Origin of the sequence: Streptomyces sp. CBMA156, assembly GCF_014596515.1 — a bacterium.
Taxonomy (GTDB): Bacteria; Actinomycetota; Actinomycetes; order Streptomycetales; family Streptomycetaceae; genus Kitasatospora.
Window position 1 is genome coordinate 1 of the sequence record NZ_MSJQ01000026.1, and the last position, 13,453, is coordinate 13,453.

At 74.3% G+C, this 13,453-nt stretch carries 13 protein-coding genes and 2 pseudogenes; 10 read left to right on the forward strand and 5 right to left on the reverse strand.

What is annotated here, in order from left to right; genetic code table 11:
• The 5 genes and pseudogenes from BU198_RS01690 to BU198_RS01710 all read left to right on the forward strand — a co-directional run.
• A pseudogene (locus BU198_RS01690) lies at nt 1-606 on the forward strand (ribonuclease E/G); the annotation flags it as partial.
• Nucleotides 607-788: 182 nt separating this feature from the next.
• Nucleotides 789-1,664 carry an alpha/beta fold hydrolase gene (locus BU198_RS01695; protein ID WP_188295011.1) on the forward strand — a complete coding sequence of 292 codons (876 nt, stop codon included), beginning with the start codon at nt 789-791 and terminating at the stop codon, nt 1,662-1,664.
• Nucleotides 1,665-2,063: 399 nt separating this feature from the next.
• A complete protein-coding gene (locus tag BU198_RS01700; RefSeq protein ID WP_188295023.1) occupies nt 2,064-2,222 on the forward strand; it encodes a hypothetical protein in 159 nt (52 codons plus the stop codon).
• Between the two features lie 307 nt (nt 2,223-2,529).
• On the forward strand, nt 2,530-3,168 hold the full coding sequence (locus BU198_RS01705; protein WP_188295012.1) for a DUF6758 family protein: 639 nt from the start codon (nt 2,530-2,532) through the stop codon (nt 3,166-3,168).
• Between the two features lie 170 nt (nt 3,169-3,338).
• Nucleotides 3,339-4,199 carry a PHP domain-containing protein gene (locus BU198_RS01710; RefSeq protein ID WP_188295013.1) on the forward strand — a complete coding sequence of 287 codons (861 nt, stop codon included), beginning with the start codon at nt 3,339-3,341 and terminating at the stop codon, nt 4,197-4,199.
• A gap of 84 nt (nt 4,200-4,283) precedes the next feature.
• Here the strand turns inward: BU198_RS01710 and BU198_RS01715 are convergent, their stop codons facing one another.
• Nucleotides 4,284-4,925 carry a suppressor of fused domain protein gene (locus BU198_RS01715; protein ID WP_188295014.1) on the reverse strand — a complete coding sequence of 214 codons (642 nt, stop codon included), beginning with the start codon at nt 4,923-4,925 and terminating at the stop codon, nt 4,284-4,286.
• A 453-nt stretch (nt 4,926-5,378) separates the two neighbouring features.
• On the opposite strand from BU198_RS01715, the gene corA reads away from it, so the two are divergent.
• Entirely contained in the window at nt 5,379-6,497 is a 1,119-nt protein-coding gene (corA, locus tag BU198_RS01720) for a magnesium/cobalt transporter CorA (protein WP_188295015.1), read from the forward strand.
• Between the two features lie 56 nt (nt 6,498-6,553).
• Here the strand turns inward: corA and BU198_RS01725 are convergent, their stop codons facing one another.
• Nucleotides 6,554-7,498, reverse strand: a complete 945-nt coding sequence (locus BU198_RS01725; protein ID WP_188295016.1) for a DMT family transporter — start codon at nt 7,496-7,498, stop codon at nt 6,554-6,556.
• 159 nt (nt 7,499-7,657) lie between these two features.
• Between BU198_RS01725 and BU198_RS01730 the strand changes: the two genes are divergently transcribed.
• From BU198_RS01730 to BU198_RS01745, 4 genes are all read left to right on the forward strand, one after another.
• Nucleotides 7,658-8,197 (forward strand): hypothetical protein, encoded by a 540-nt coding sequence (locus BU198_RS01730; RefSeq protein ID WP_188295017.1) that lies wholly within the window; start codon nt 7,658-7,660, stop codon nt 8,195-8,197.
• 128 nt (nt 8,198-8,325) lie between these two features.
• On the forward strand, nt 8,326-9,624 hold the full coding sequence (locus tag BU198_RS01735; protein ID WP_188295018.1) for a magnesium transporter MgtE N-terminal domain-containing protein: 1,299 nt from the start codon (nt 8,326-8,328) through the stop codon (nt 9,622-9,624).
• A 76-nt stretch (nt 9,625-9,700) separates the two neighbouring features.
• Nucleotides 9,701-10,270: a DUF1003 domain-containing protein gene (locus BU198_RS01740; RefSeq protein WP_188295022.1), complete on the forward strand. Its 570-nt coding sequence runs from the start codon at nt 9,701-9,703 to the stop codon at nt 10,268-10,270.
• A gap of 56 nt (nt 10,271-10,326) precedes the next feature.
• Nucleotides 10,327-11,487, forward strand: a complete 1,161-nt coding sequence (locus BU198_RS01745) for an Mrp/NBP35 family ATP-binding protein (RefSeq protein ID WP_188295019.1) — start codon at nt 10,327-10,329, stop codon at nt 11,485-11,487.
• Nucleotides 11,488-11,546: 59 nt separating this feature from the next.
• Here the strand turns inward: BU198_RS01745 and BU198_RS01750 are convergent, their stop codons facing one another.
• From BU198_RS01750 to BU198_RS01760, 3 genes and pseudogenes are all read right to left on the reverse strand, one after another.
• A complete protein-coding gene (locus BU198_RS01750; protein WP_188295020.1) occupies nt 11,547-12,215 on the reverse strand; it encodes a hypothetical protein in 669 nt (222 codons plus the stop codon).
• 268 nt (nt 12,216-12,483) lie between these two features.
• Nucleotides 12,484-12,918, reverse strand: coding sequence for a sec-independent translocase (locus tag BU198_RS01755; RefSeq protein WP_188295021.1), 435 nt, complete (start codon nt 12,916-12,918; stop codon nt 12,484-12,486).
• Between the two features lie 160 nt (nt 12,919-13,078).
• A pseudogene (locus BU198_RS01760) lies at nt 13,079-13,453 on the reverse strand (hypothetical protein); the annotation flags it as partial.

A 13,453-nucleotide genomic window follows, 5' to 3' on the forward strand; every position in this document is an offset into this window, starting at 1 on the left:
GCGGCGGCCGAGGCCGTCGCGGTGGTCGAGGCGGCTCCGGTCGCCGAGGCCGTCGCCGTCGCGCCCGTCGTGGCCGAGCCCGTCGCCGTGCCCGTCGTGACCGAGCCGGTCGTGGCCGAGGCAGTCGTCGCCGAGGCTCCGGCCCCGGCCAAGAAGGCCACCCGTACCCGGGTCCGCAAGCCGAAGGCGGAGGCCGCCGAGGTCGTCGCCGAGGCGGTCGCGGTCGTCGAGGCCGCCGCCGAGGCGATCGTCGCCGAGACTCCGGCCCCGGCCAAGAAGGCCACCCGTGCGCGCAAGCCGAAGGCGGAGGCCGTCGAGGCCGCCGCCGATGTGGTCGTCGCCGAGGCCCCGGCCCCGGCGAAGAAGGCCACCCGCGCGCGCAAGCCGAAGGCCGAGGCCGTCGAGGCGGCTGCGACCGTCGAGGCCGTCGCCACCGAGGCCCCGGCCCCGGTCAAGAAGGCCACCCGGGCCCGCAAGCCGAAGGCCGTCGCCGAGACCGCCCCGGAGGCCCCGGTCACCGAGGCCGCCACCGAGGTCCCGGCGCCGCGCAAGCGCACCCGCGCCCGCAAGGCCGCCGCGCCGGTGGAGGCCAGCCCGGAGAGCTGACACTCCCCGCGTCTCCCCCGAGGGGGCGGGCCAGGCCACCACGGCCGGGCCCGCCCCCTCGGGCGTTCCCGGCCCGACGACGCGGCCCGGCGGGGGCCGCGGTCCACGGCCTTAAGCTCGGGGCGTCGGGGAGTCGCCGGCGGGACAGCAGGTCACCGGCAGGACAGCCAGGAGAACAGCCCATGAGCACGCCGCCGTTTCTGACGTTGCCCGGGTGCGCGCGCGCCGAGCGGGTGGTGACCGGGCGCGGCGAGTTCGCGGCACTGCGGGCGGAGCCGGACGGGCCGGTGCGCGGTTCGGCGCTGCTGGTGCCGGGGTTCACCGGCAGCAAGGAGGACTTCATCGCGCTGCTGGAGCCGCTGGCCGCCGCCGGGTACCGGGTGACCGCGGTGGACCAGCGCGGGCAGTACCAGACCGGCGGCCCGGACGACCCGGCGGCGTACCGGGTCGGGGCGCTCGGCGCGGACGTCCGGGCGCTGACCGGGGCCCTGGCGGCCGACGGCGCCCCGCTGCACCTGCTGGGGCACTCCTTCGGCGGCCAGGTGGTGCGCGAGGCCGTGCTCGCCGCGGCGGCCGAGGGCCCGCTGCCCTGGCGGTCGCTGACCCTGGTGTCCACCGGTCCCGGCGCGATCGACCCGGCCGAGGCGGCCCGTACCAAGCTGTTGCTGGACGCCTTGCAGGTGATGGACCTGGAGCAGATCTGGCAGGTCATGCGGCAGCTGGAGGCGCAGAGCGGGCGGCCGAGGCCGGACCGGGAGCCGGCCGTCGCGGAGTTCCTGCACCGGCGCTGGCTGGCCAACGTGCCGCAGTCGCTGACGGTCACCGGCGGCCACCTGGTCGCCGCGCCGGACCGGGTGGCCGAGCTGGCCGCCGTCACCGCCGGGCTGCCGCTGCTGGTGCTGTCCGGGGTGCGGGACTACGCCTGGCCGGTCCACGAGCAGACCGCGATGGCCGAGCGGCTGGGCGCCCGCCGGGTGGTGGTCGCGGACGCCGGGCACTCCCCCAACGCCGAACGGCCGGCCGCCACGGCCGAGGCACTGGCCGCGTTCTGGGCCTGACCGACCCGCTCCGTTGCTGGCCGGTTCCCCCGTTCGCCGAGAAGTGGTCTGTACCACTTCTTCAACTTCGACCGGCTTCAACACAGGACAAAATTCGTTAGTTACGGTAATCTTTGATTCTGTCCGGGAATCATCGCCGGCCTCCGGCACGGCGCCGACCATCCGAAACCCGGACGTCACGGACGGGCAACGGCCCGGTAGCACCGCCACGTCACCGTGGTTCACGAGGCACTGGACGCACCAGGCAAGCAGGGGGAGCCCTTGCCGCAGCAGACCGCCGCACGCGCGACGACGACCCGCCCGGTCCGGCCTCACCGCCGGATCCGCAGGACCCCTGAAGGGCTGATACCGACTCAGCCGCAGCCGCCCCGCCCCGCGGGGCCAGGAAAGGAGACGCCCATGACACAGACCATGCGCTTCGAGATCGTCCGACTCGACGGCCCCGACGGCTCCGCCGCCGACAGCCTGATCGCCGACGCCGCCACCGTGCGCGAGTTCGTCCAGGCCGCCGCCCGTACGGGCGAACGCCTGCTCATCCGTCCGTGCCCGACCATCTGACCCGGCGCGGCGCCCCCGAACGGGAGTCCTCACCCGCCGCCGACGAGCCGGGAGCGTCCGATCCGGACGTTCCGATACCCGACTGACGCCCTGTCACCGCATTCGCCGATGACGGGGCGTCAGTGTGTCCGGCCCCGGAGCCCCGGACGTTTGCCGCCGCCCGGGACGGGACATCCCCCAACGGGAGCCGCCCGCGAAGCGCCCACCGGGCGCCGGCCGGGCGACCGCCACCGACAGGTTCCGCCGAGCCCTCCGTACGGGTGATCGTCCTTGACGCGGCGGTCCGGAGGGAGGAGCGTTGACGGCTATGAGGGGCGAGCCAAGCTGCCCGAGGTGCGCCGGTCGGGTCCGCGCCCCCGGTCTGTTCTCAGACACCTGGCAGTGCGACCGGCACGGAGCGGTCCACCCGATGCAGCCCGTACTGCCCCCCAGTGTGGAAGCCCTGGGCGTCGCCGTCGCCCGCTCACAGGTCCCCGTCTGGCTGCCCTGGCCGCTCCCGGTCGGCTGGCTCTACACCGGCATCGCCCACGTCGGCGACGACATCTCGGGTGCCCGGGCCACCGCCGTCGCCTGCTCCGGTCCCGCGCCGCTCGGCGGCTTCGGCGAGCTGGTGCTGATCGCCGAGGAGCTCGGGGTCGGTCTCGGGGCCCGCTACGCGGGACTGCCGGGGCCCGACCCCGGCGACTCCGTCGGCCTCTACAAGCCCGCCGACGCCAAGCTGATGGCCGCCGGCCGGCCCACCCCGATGTTCCACGTCCCGGACGCCCCGGCCGACCGCGCGGTGTTCGCCGGCGAGGCCCGCGGGCTCTGGCTCTGGGCGGTCGCCTGGCCCGAGCAGTCCGCGCTGGTGATGTACGACGAACTGGTGCTCACCGATCTGCGGGAGGCCGGCGCCGAGCTGGGCCTGCTGCCCTGCGGGGCGCTCTCCCCGCGGCTGCTCGGGTAGGCCCGTCCTCGGACTGCCGTCGTGCGCCCGGCGTCCCGCCCGCGTCCGGTCCCGCGTCCGGTCCGACGTCCCGTCCGGCGGGCGGGAGCCCGGACAGCCGGACCGGCCCCCGCTCCCGGGGCGTGACGGCCTATCCTGGCGGCACCCGCGAGCCCCGAGGAGCCTGATCCGTGCGCATCGACCTGCACGCCCACAGCAACGCCTCCGACGGCACCGACAGCCCGTCCGAACTGGTCGCGGCCGCCATCGCCGCGAACCTCGACGTGGTGGCGCTGACCGACCACGACACCGTGGCCGGCCACGCCGAGGCCGCCGAGGCCGTGCACGCGCTGCCCGGTGACACCCGGCTGACCGTCGTCCCCGGCGCCGAACTGTCCTGCGTCGTCGAGGACATCAGCATGCACCTGCTGGCGTACCTGTTCGACCCCGAGGAGCCGGCGTTCGCGCGCGAGCGGGAGCTGGTGCGCACCGACCGGTTCCGGCGCGGGCGGGCGATCGTGGAACGCTGCCGGGAGCTCGGCGCGGAGATCAGCTGGGAGCAGGTGCAGCGGATCGCGGGGGAAGGCTCGGTCGGCCGGCCGCACATCGCCAGCGCGCTGGTCGAGGCGGGCGTGGTGGCCACCGTCTCGGATGCCTTCACCGCCGACTGGCTGGCCAACGGCGGGCGGGCGGACGTCCGCAAGCACGAGACCGACCCGGTCGAGGCGGTCCGGCTGGTCCGGGCGGCCGGGGGGGTGCCGGTGTTCGCCCACCCGGGCGCGGTCAAGCGCGGCCGGACGGTCTCCGACCAGGTGATCGCCGACCTCGCGGCGGCCGGGCTGGCCGCGCTGGAGGTCGACCACACCGACCACGACGAGGAGACCAGGGTGCGGCTGCGCGGCCTGGCCGGCGAGCTGGGCCTGCTGGTCACCGGCTCCAGCGACTACCACGGCGCCCGCAAGACCGTCCGGCTCGGCGAGTACACCACCGACCCCGAGGTGTACGAGGCGCTGGTGGCGCAGGCCACCGGCATGAAGCCGATCGAGCGCTGAGCCGAACCGGAGCCCGGAGCAAGGGATTACTGAGTCCCCTGCTCCGGGCTCCGGTCGTTTCCGCCGCCCCCGCCCGATCCGGCGTCAGTCCAGCCGGACGCCGCGCCGGTCCGGGTCGCGCAGGTCGGCACCCTGGTCCAGCCAGCGCTCCTGGAGCGCGGCCGCGCCGTGCACCCGCTTCCAGCCCGCCTCGTTGGGCGTCATCGGCAGCAGCGGCAGGAAGCGGACCGGATCGGCCGGTTCGGCCAGCTCCAGGTCCTCGACCAGGCCCCCGGGTTCGGCGGCCAGCACCGAGGTGAAGGGCGCGCCGTCCCAGAGCGGGGAACCGAGGTCCAGCGAGCCCCCCGGGGCCACCACCAGGCCCTCGACCTGCGGGGTCGCGGCGAAGGTCGCCAGGGTGCGCAGCACACTGTCGCGCCCGCCCCTGACGGTCAGCAGCAGTTCGACGCGAGGGCCGCGCACCTGGTCGGCGACCGGCGAGGTCGGGTCGGCCATCGGCGCGGCGGACATGCCGAGCGTCGCGTACCGCACCAGGCCCTGGGCGTCCGGGCCGAAGCGCAGCACCTCGATCCGGTCGGCGCCGAGGAACGTGACCGCGGCGCGGCCGTCCGGCTCGCCGAGGGTGGAGATCAGCCGGGCCTCGACGGCGGCCAGCACCGCCTCCCGGGAGAGCGCGGGGGAGCTGCCGCCGTGGGGATCGCCGAAGGACGGGAAGTCGTGCGCCATGCCGGTGAGCGTAACCCCCGGGGCTGCGCGGGCCGCGTCCGGGCAGGTCGGGGGCGGTCGCGGGCGGGGGGCGGTACCGGATCCCGTAAAACCTTGGGAAACCTCTGGGAAACCCGTCGGCGTCGACGCCCGGTCAGCTGTTAGGGTGAGCGACTGGCCACCGGGATCGTTCGTCCCGGGGCGGCGGCGCGAAGGAGGTGGTTGCGGTGGATACCGGCCGACCATGCAGTACCGGCAGCTCTGCCCGGCCCCGACTTCCCCGTACCCCTCGCCCCGCGGGCCCAACCGGCTGAATCAGCCGCGGTAGCCCCGGGCGCAGGCCCCACGGTGAACGGACCGGCCGGGAGAGCACTTTCATCCCCTTCTTCACCGGTGTTCTCCGCCGTCGTTCCGCGGCCGAACGTTTCTTCTTCCACGTCGCCGCACGACGGTTCCTGCCTCTGGGAGCCTGCCATGTCGATGATCAACAGCCTGCGCGCCGCCGTCCGCACCACCCGCCGTCGCGGCGCGGCCGGCGTCTACGACGTCCCCGAGGACGCCGCCTCGGCGGTCGTGGACTGCGCGGTCTACCAGCACGGCAGGCGCAGGGGCGAGACGTGCAGCCCGCGCGAGGCCGCCCGCCGGGTCAAGGCCGCACACCAATTCCCCGAGGGCGAGGGGTCGTTCAGCTGGATCGGGCTGCACGAGCCGACCGAGGCGGAGTTCGAGGGGATCGCCCAGCGCTTCGGCCTCCACCCGCTCGCGGTCGAGGACGCGGTGCACGCGCACCAGCGGCCGAAGGTCGAGCGCTACGACGACGTGCTGTTCGCCGTCTTCAAGACCATCCGCTACGTCGAGCACGACCAACTCACGCCCACCAGCGAGGTGGTGGAGACCGGCGAGCTGATGGTCTTCGCCGGCCGGGACTTCGTGATCACCGTCCGGCACGGCGGCCACGGCTCGTTGCAGGAGCTGCGCCACCGGCTGGAGGCGGACGCGGACGAGGCCGGGCTGCTCGCCAAGGGGCCCGCGGCGGTGCTGCACGCGATCGCCGACCACGTCGTGGACAACTACCTGCTGGTCGCCGAGCGGCTCCAGAACGACGTGGACGAGATCGAGTACGGCGTCTTCTCGGCCAAGGGCGGACGCAGCGCCGACGTCGGCCGGGTCTACCAACTCAAGCGCGAGGTCCTGGAGTTCAAGCGCGCCGTGGTGCCACTGCTGCGCCCGATGCAGCAGCTGTCCGAACCGCTCCAGCGGCTGGTCGACCCGGACATCCAGAAGTACTTCCGGGACGTCGCCGACCACCTGGCCCGGGTCGCGGAGCAGGTGCACGGCTTCGACGAACTGCTGAACTCGCTCCTCCAGGCGAACCTGGCGCAGGTCTCGGTGGCGCAGAACGAGGACATGCGCAAGATCACCGCCTGGGCGGCGATCTTCGCGGTGCCCACCATGATCACCGGTGTCTACGGCATGAACTTCGAGTACATGCCCGAGCTGCACCACAAGTACGGCTACCCGACGGTGCTCGGCGCGATCGCGCTGATCTGCGTCGGGATGTACCGGGGCTTCCGCCGCAACGGCTGGCTCTGACCGCACCGACGGCCGGGGCCGGGCCGGGGCCGGGCCGGGGCCGGGCACGACGGCGGTCAGCGCCGCCCGCCGCGGGCGACCAGGACCAGGCCGAGCAGGATCAGCACCACCGCCGGGTAGGCGGCCACCGGGGGCCACTGGCCCAGCCAGAGGGCGGCGATCAGGGCCGCGCCCGGGGTCTCCAGCAGGATCGCGGTGGAGGTGATCGACGGTCCGAGGTTGCGCACCACCCGGTTGGTCAGCGAGTGGCCGAGCAGCTGGGCGGTGACCATCAGCAGCACGATCTGCCACCACACCCCGGCGGACCACCCGGCCAGCGGCGTCCCGGCGACCAGGCAGACCCCCAGCAGGACCACCGCCGTGGTGGCGTAGCAGACCAGGGTGTACGCGGTGGTGCTGACGGTCTTGCGGACCTCGGCGCCCAGCAGCACGTAGGCGGCGGAGGCCAGGCCCGCGGCGAGCGCGAGCGCGTCGCCGAGCAGCGCGTGCGGGGAGAGCGAGAGGTCCACGCCGGTCAGCACCAGCACGCCGGCGAAGGCGACGAACGTGCCGATCCAGACCGGCCGCGGCGCCCTGACCCCCATCAGCCGCATCAGCAGGATGGTCCACAGCGGGGTGGTGGTGACCAGGGCTGTGGCCGAGGCCACCGAAGTCATCCGCAAGCTGGGCATCCAGAGCGCGAAGTGCACGGCCAGCAGCGTCCCGGCGGCCACCGCGAGCAGCAGCGCCCGCCGGCCGATCCCGCGCAGCTCGGCGCGGTGGCGCAGCAGCGCGTACGGGCCGAGGGCGCCGACCGACATGGCGTTGCGCCAGAAGGCGATCGCCAGCGCGGGTGCGGCGGTGGCGCTGATCAGCGGGCCGGAGAAGGAGATGCCGCCGATGGCCACGGCGAGCAGCAGCAGGTCGAGGGTCGGGAGCGGATGCGGGTGCGGATGCGCCGGACGCGGGTCGGCGGTCGCGGGGGCGGCGGAGGGGGCGGTCGCGGGCCGGGCGGCGGGCACGGCACTCCTTGCTGGTCACGAGGGGTGGGGCGGCGGCAGGGCGAGGGGTGGGGCGGTCATACGGTAAGGCCCGTGGTGCCGTAATGGAACTGTCGCCCGGAGGGTGAGACATCCGGACGGCGGGGAGGCGGCCCCGGGCGACGCCGTACGCTGTGCGCCATGGACCGTACGCCCGCCGCCGCGACCGCCGACGACTTCCTCGACCAGGCCCTGCTGGAGGAGGCCGCGAAGAAGTCCGGTCTGCTCTGGGTGCGCGCGGACGGCCAGGAGCACGCCCGGCCGCTGTGGCACGCCTGGCACGACGGCGCGGTCGTGGTGGTCGGCGGGGGCGGCGAGCAGCCGCTGCACGGCCTGGAGCCCGGCACCGGGGCCACGGTCACCGTCCGCAGCAAGGACAAGGGCGGCCGGCTGACCGGCTGGAGCGCCCGGGTGGTCGAACTCGCGCCGGACGGCGAGGCCTGGCGGGGCGCCGTCGAGGAGCTCAGGGGCAAGCGGCTGAACGCGCCCGACACCGACGCCATGACCGACCGCTGGGCCCGCGAGTGCCGGGTGCTGCGGCTGGAGCCGGCCGGCCCGCTCACCGAGCGCCCGGGGGCGATGCCGGACGGCTCGCACGGCGCGCAGCCGATGGCCACCCCGGCCACCACCCGCCGCCCGATCCCGGCCGGCCTGCCCAAACTGCTGTTCAAGCGCCGTTAAAGGTTCACGCCGAGGACTCGTCCGGCGGCTACCGTGCCACCGGGCCGGGCCCCGGACGCGCGGGTAGCCTTGGCCGCGAGTGCGCCCCCGGCGCATCCGGTACGGCGTCGAGCGAGTCGAGGGAGTCCATGGCAGGACCAGGCACCCGGGTCTTCATCTCCCATCTGTCCGCCATCGCCGTCTTCGACCCGAACGGCGACCAGGTCGGACGGGTCAGGGACGTGGTCGTGTCGCTGCGGCTCGGCGGCCGCCCGCCGCGCGTGCTGGGCCTGGTGGTCGAGGTGGTCGGCCGGCGCCGGATCTTCCTGCCGATGACCCGGGTGACCAGCCTGGAGTCCGGCCAGGTGCTCGCCACCGGGGTGATCAACCTGCGCCGCTTCGAGCAGCGCCCGTCCGAGACCCTGGTGCTCGCCGAGCTGCTGGACCGCACCGTCACCTGGTCCAAGACCGGTGAGGGGGTCACCGTGCTGGACGTCGGCATGGTGCAGACCCGGCTGCGCGAGTGGGAGATCAGCAAGGTCTTCGTCCAGGTCGGCCGGGCCGGGAGGCTGCGCAAGGGCAAGGGCGAGCGGCTCACCCTGGACTGGCAGGACGTCACCGGTTTCTCGCTGCCGGAGCAGGACCAGGGCGCCGCCAACCTGCTGGCCACCTTCGAGCAGCTGCGTCCCGCCGACCTGGCCAGCGTGCTGCACCACCTGTCCGCCAAGCGCCGTGCCGAGGTGGCCGCCGCCCTCGACGACGAGCGGCTGGCCGACGTCCTGGAGGAGCTGCCCGAGGACGACCAGGTCGAGATCATCGGCAAGCTCCAGAAGGAGCGTGCCGCCGACGTCCTGGAGGCGATGGACCCGGACGACGCCGCCGACCTGCTCTCCGAGCTGCCCGACGACGAGGCCGAGCGGCTGCTCCAGCTGATGGAGCCGGACGAGGCCGCGCCGGTGCGCCGCCTGCTGTCGTACGAGGAGGACACCGCCGGCGGTCTGATGACCACCGAGCCGGTCGTCCTGGAACCGGACGCGACGGTCGCCGAGGCGCTGGCCCGGGTCCGGGTCAGCGACCACAAGCCCGCCCTGGCCGCGCAGGTCTTCGTCTGCCGGCCGCCGAACGAGACCCCGACCGGCCGCTACCTGGGCACCGTGCACTTCCAGCGGCTGCTGCGCGAGCCCCCGTACGTCCTGGTCGGCTCGCTGGTGGACGACGACCTGGACCCGCTGCCACCGGACACCCCGCTGTCGCTGATCACCAGCTACCTGGCGACCTACAACCTGGTCGCCGCGCCGGTCGTGGACGAGGCGGACCACCTGCTCGGCGCGGTGACCGTCGACGACGTGCTCGACCACCTGCTGCCGGACGACTGGCGCGACGCCGCGCTGCACGCCGACGACGAGACCCGCGACGACGACACGGAAGGGGTGACCGGTGGACGGTGACCGCAACGGACGGCCCGACGACTCCGCGCGCCGGCGCCTCCAGGGTGAACTTCGCCAGCTGCGTCAGCTGCGCGAGCTGCGCACCCGCGAGGGCGGCCGGGACCGGCGCGCGGAGACCACGCCGATCACCGGCACCGGCCGGGCCAGGCTCGACCAGCCCCGCACCGCGCGCCCCGGCCTGCTCTCGCTGCCCTCCTACGACCCGGAGGCGTTCGGCGTCCTGTCCGAGCGGATCGCCCGCTTCCTCGGCACCGGGCGGTTCATCGTCTGGATGACGGTGGTGGTGGTCGTCTGGATAGCGTGGAACACCCTGCTGCCGGCGAGCGTGCGCTTCGACGAGTACCCGTTCATCTTCCTGACCCTGGCGCTGTCGCTCCAGGCCTCGTACGCGGCCCCGCTGATCCTGCTGGCGCAGAACCGCCAGGACAACCGGGACCGGGTCAACATGGAGCAGGACCGGGCCCGCAGCGACCGCAACATCGCCGACACCGAGTACCTGACCCGCGAGGTCGCGGCCCTGCGGCACGGCCTCGGCGAGGTGGCCACCCGGGCCTTCATCAGTTCCGAGATGAGCAGCATCCGGTCCGAACTCCAGTCCCTGCTCAGGGAGATCGAGGAGCGCCGGGAGACCTCCGGCTCCCTGTGACCGGCGGCACGCTACCGGCAAGTCAAGGCAATCCGGCGGCGCCGTACCATCAAGGCATGGCCAACGAGACAGAGGTTGCGGCCGGCGTCACGGAGGAGTCCGTACGCCAGGCGCTGGCGACCGTCAACGACCCGGAGATCAACCGCCCGATCACCGAGATCGGCATGGTGAAATCGGTCGGGATCACCGAGGGCGGCGCGGTGCACGTCGCGGTCTACCTGACGGTCTCCGGCTGCCCGATGCGCGACACCATCGTCACCCGGGTGCGCGAGGCGGTCGGGAAGGTCCCCGGCGTGACCGGCGTCGAGGTCGAGCTCGACGTGATGAGCGACGAGCAGCGCAAGGAGCTGTCCCAGTTGCTGCGCGGCGGCGCCCCCGAGCGGGAGATCCCGTTCGCCAAGCCGGGCACGCTGACCCGGGTCTACGCCGTCGCCTCCGGCAAGGGCGGCGTCGGCAAGTCCTCGGTGACCGTGAACCTGGCGGCCGCGATGGCCGCGGACGGCCTGAAGGTCGCCGTGGTGGACGCCGACATCTACGGTCACAGCGTGCCGCGCATGCTGGGCGTCGAGGGACGGCCGACCCAGGTCCAGGACATGATCATGCCGCCGCAGGCGAACGGCGTGAAGGTCATCTCGATCGGCATGTTCACCCCGGGCAACGCCCCGGTGGTCTGGCGCGGCCCGATGCTGCACCGCGCGCTCCAGCAGTTCCTCGCCGACGTGTACTGGGGCGACCTGGACGTGCTGCTGCTGGACCTGCCGCCCGGCACCGGCGACATCGCGATCTCGGTGGCCCAGCTGGTCCCCAACGCGGAGATCCTGATCGTCACCACCCCGCAGATGGCCGCCGCCGAGGTGGCGGAGCGGGCCGGCACCATCGCGGTGCAGACCCACCAGAAGATCGTCGGCGTGATCGAGAACATGTCCGGCATGCCGTGCCCGCACTGCGACGAGATGATCGACGTGTTCGGCACCGGCGGCGGCCGGATCGTCGCGGACGCGCTCACCCGCACCGTCGGCGCGACCGTCCCGGTGCTCGGCTCGATCCCGATCGACGTCCGGCTCCGCGAGGGCGGCGACGACGGCCGCCCGGTCGTGCTCGCCGCACCCGACTCCCCGGCCGGCGCCGCCCTGCGCGCGGTGGCCGGCAAGCTCGGCGGCCGCCAGCGCGGGCTGTCGGGGATGTCGCTGGGCCTGACGCCCAGGAACAAGTTCTGAGGCAGTGACCGACGAAGGGCCGGGTGACCACCCGGCCCTTCGTCGTATCGCCACGGGCCCTACGGCCGGGTGTAGGCGGCCAGTTCCGGGACGGTGGAGAAGCCGATGCCGTAGGCGCTGACGCCGCGGCCGTAGGCGCCCAGCAGGACGCCGGGGGCCTCGCCCGCCAGCACCCAGCCGTACTCGGACTCGCGGTAGCGGAAGGGCTGCGGCAGGCCGTTGACGGGCAGGCTGAGGGTGGACCAGCCAGGGCCCGCCAGGTCGTCGGCGAGGTCCCAGGCGAGGCTGCTCTGCTGGTCCAGCCAGTCCTGGCGCAGCGCGCGGTCCAGCTGCCCCGGCCAGGTCGCGGCGAGCAGGCCGGAGCCGGCCAGCCAGGCGGCGGAGGAGGCGGAGGTCGCCTCCAGGGTGCCGGTGTTGTCGGCGCTGCGGCGGCTGTCTCGGCGGGCCACGGTGACCACGACGGCGAACTTCCGCACGTCGCGCGGCTCGTACCGCTGGGCCGGCTCCTCGCCGTGGCCGAGCGAGCCGTAGTCGACGCTGCCCGCGGCCCGGCCGCCGGCGCCGGCCTGCACCAGGAAGCGGCGGCCGGTCCAGCCCTCGTCCAGCCCGTACCAGGGGAAGTCGGCGGACAGGTAGGGCACCAGTGGGTCCGCCGGACGGGCCTGCCCGCCGACCACCGGGCCGCCGGCCGTGGCCGTCGCCCCTCCCGCCTGACTCGTCGCGTCCATCCCCGGGCCTCCTCAAACACACGTTTGCCTGCCGTGGCGCGCTCCCATGGTGGCGCACCGCGGCGTTCCCCGGAGCCGTTCCTGGTCCGCGACGGGTCGCGATGTGACGGACGGCTCAGCGGGAACAATCAGCACAATAGCGGCGCACGAGCCGCCGCCCCGCTCAGCCGGGTGGCCGGGCGGGGCGGTGGCGCGGTTCCGGGGCACCGTGCGCGGCGTGCCGGCGCGCCGCCGGAGCACCGTGCGCGACGCGGACCGGCGGTGCGGATCAGGTGGCGTCGGGGTCGAACGGGGGCCGCTCGCCGGGCGCCAGCGGGGCCCCGGTGGAGGCGGGGGCCGGCTCGGACTTCTCGAAGCTGACGCTGCCGCTGCGGCCGTTCACCGGCGCCGCCGGCTTGTCGTCCAGGACGGAGCGGATGTCCAGCGAGTCCTTCATCTCCTTGAGGCCCAGCGGGTCCTCCTGGTCGCCCATGAGCTGCTTGCGGACGAAGGTCTTGGGGTTGAGGTCCTCGAACTCGAAGTCCTGGAACTCGGGGCCCAGCTCGCTGCGGATGTCCTCCTTCGCGTTGTCGGCGAAGGAGCGGATCTTCCGGACGACGTTCATGGTGTCCTGGATCAGCTTCGGCAGTTTGTCCGGACCGAAGATGATGATCGCCATCACGACCAGGGTCAGGACCTCCAGCCCGCTTACGTCGCTGAACACCCTTTGCTCCCTAGCTCGCCGGACGACGGTTCCTACAGGGTAATGGCCACCGGCGAGTCCCTGGTCCACGCTGGGATGAAGCCGTGGTAAAGACCTGCTGGTGGCCGAGGCCGTGCGGACGAGCGGTCGAGGGCCTGTGCCCGGTCCTTCGAGGGCCGCTCTACCGGGTCTGCTGGCGCAGCGCGGCCACGCCGCCCGGGTAGCGCTCGGGGGAGCCCGACGGGGTCGCCTCGCGGGTCGCGGCGACCGGGCGGCCGGGGAAGTCCACCGGGACCTGCGCGTTCATCGGGACGAGGCCGCCACCGCGGCCGCTCCCGGCCCCGGGCGGGCTGACGGTGGTGCCGTGGCGCTCCTCGCCCTGCGGGGTGAGCCCGCCGACGCCGCCGAGCGTCACCGCGGCGACGGAGAAGGCTCCCGCGGCGGCGAAGACCAGCCGGCGGCCGCGGGCGGGGGCACGGAACGCGGCCGCGGACGGCTCCGGACGGGCCGGGGCGTCGGCGGTGGGTTCGGGACGGACGGAGCGCCGGCCCATCAG

Excerpts from the sequence above, each read along its gene's own strand:
- BU198_RS01730 (WP_188295017.1), top strand. The coding sequence starts at position 7,658 with ATGGACCGTACGCCCGCCGCCGCGACCGCCGACGACTTCCTCGACCAG.
- BU198_RS01700 (WP_188295023.1), top strand. The coding sequence starts at position 2,064 with ATGACACAGACCATGCGCTTCGAGATCGTCCGACTCGACGGCCCCGAC.
- BU198_RS01745 (WP_188295019.1), top strand. The coding sequence starts at position 10,327 with ATGGCCAACGAGACAGAGGTTGCGGCCGGCGTCACGGAGGAGTCCGTA.
- BU198_RS01750 (WP_188295020.1), bottom strand. The coding sequence starts at position 12,215 with ATGGACGCGACGAGTCAGGCGGGAGGGGCGACGGCCACGGCCGGCGGC.
- BU198_RS01705 (WP_188295012.1), top strand. The coding sequence starts at position 2,530 with ATGAGGGGCGAGCCAAGCTGCCCGAGGTGCGCCGGTCGGGTCCGCGCC.
- BU198_RS01695 (WP_188295011.1), top strand. The coding sequence starts at position 789 with ATGAGCACGCCGCCGTTTCTGACGTTGCCCGGGTGCGCGCGCGCCGAG.
- BU198_RS01715 (WP_188295014.1), bottom strand. The coding sequence starts at position 4,925 with ATGGCGCACGACTTCCCGTCCTTCGGCGATCCCCACGGCGGCAGCTCC.
- corA (WP_188295015.1), top strand. The coding sequence starts at position 5,379 with ATGTCGATGATCAACAGCCTGCGCGCCGCCGTCCGCACCACCCGCCGT.
- BU198_RS01735 (WP_188295018.1), top strand. The coding sequence starts at position 8,326 with ATGGCAGGACCAGGCACCCGGGTCTTCATCTCCCATCTGTCCGCCATC.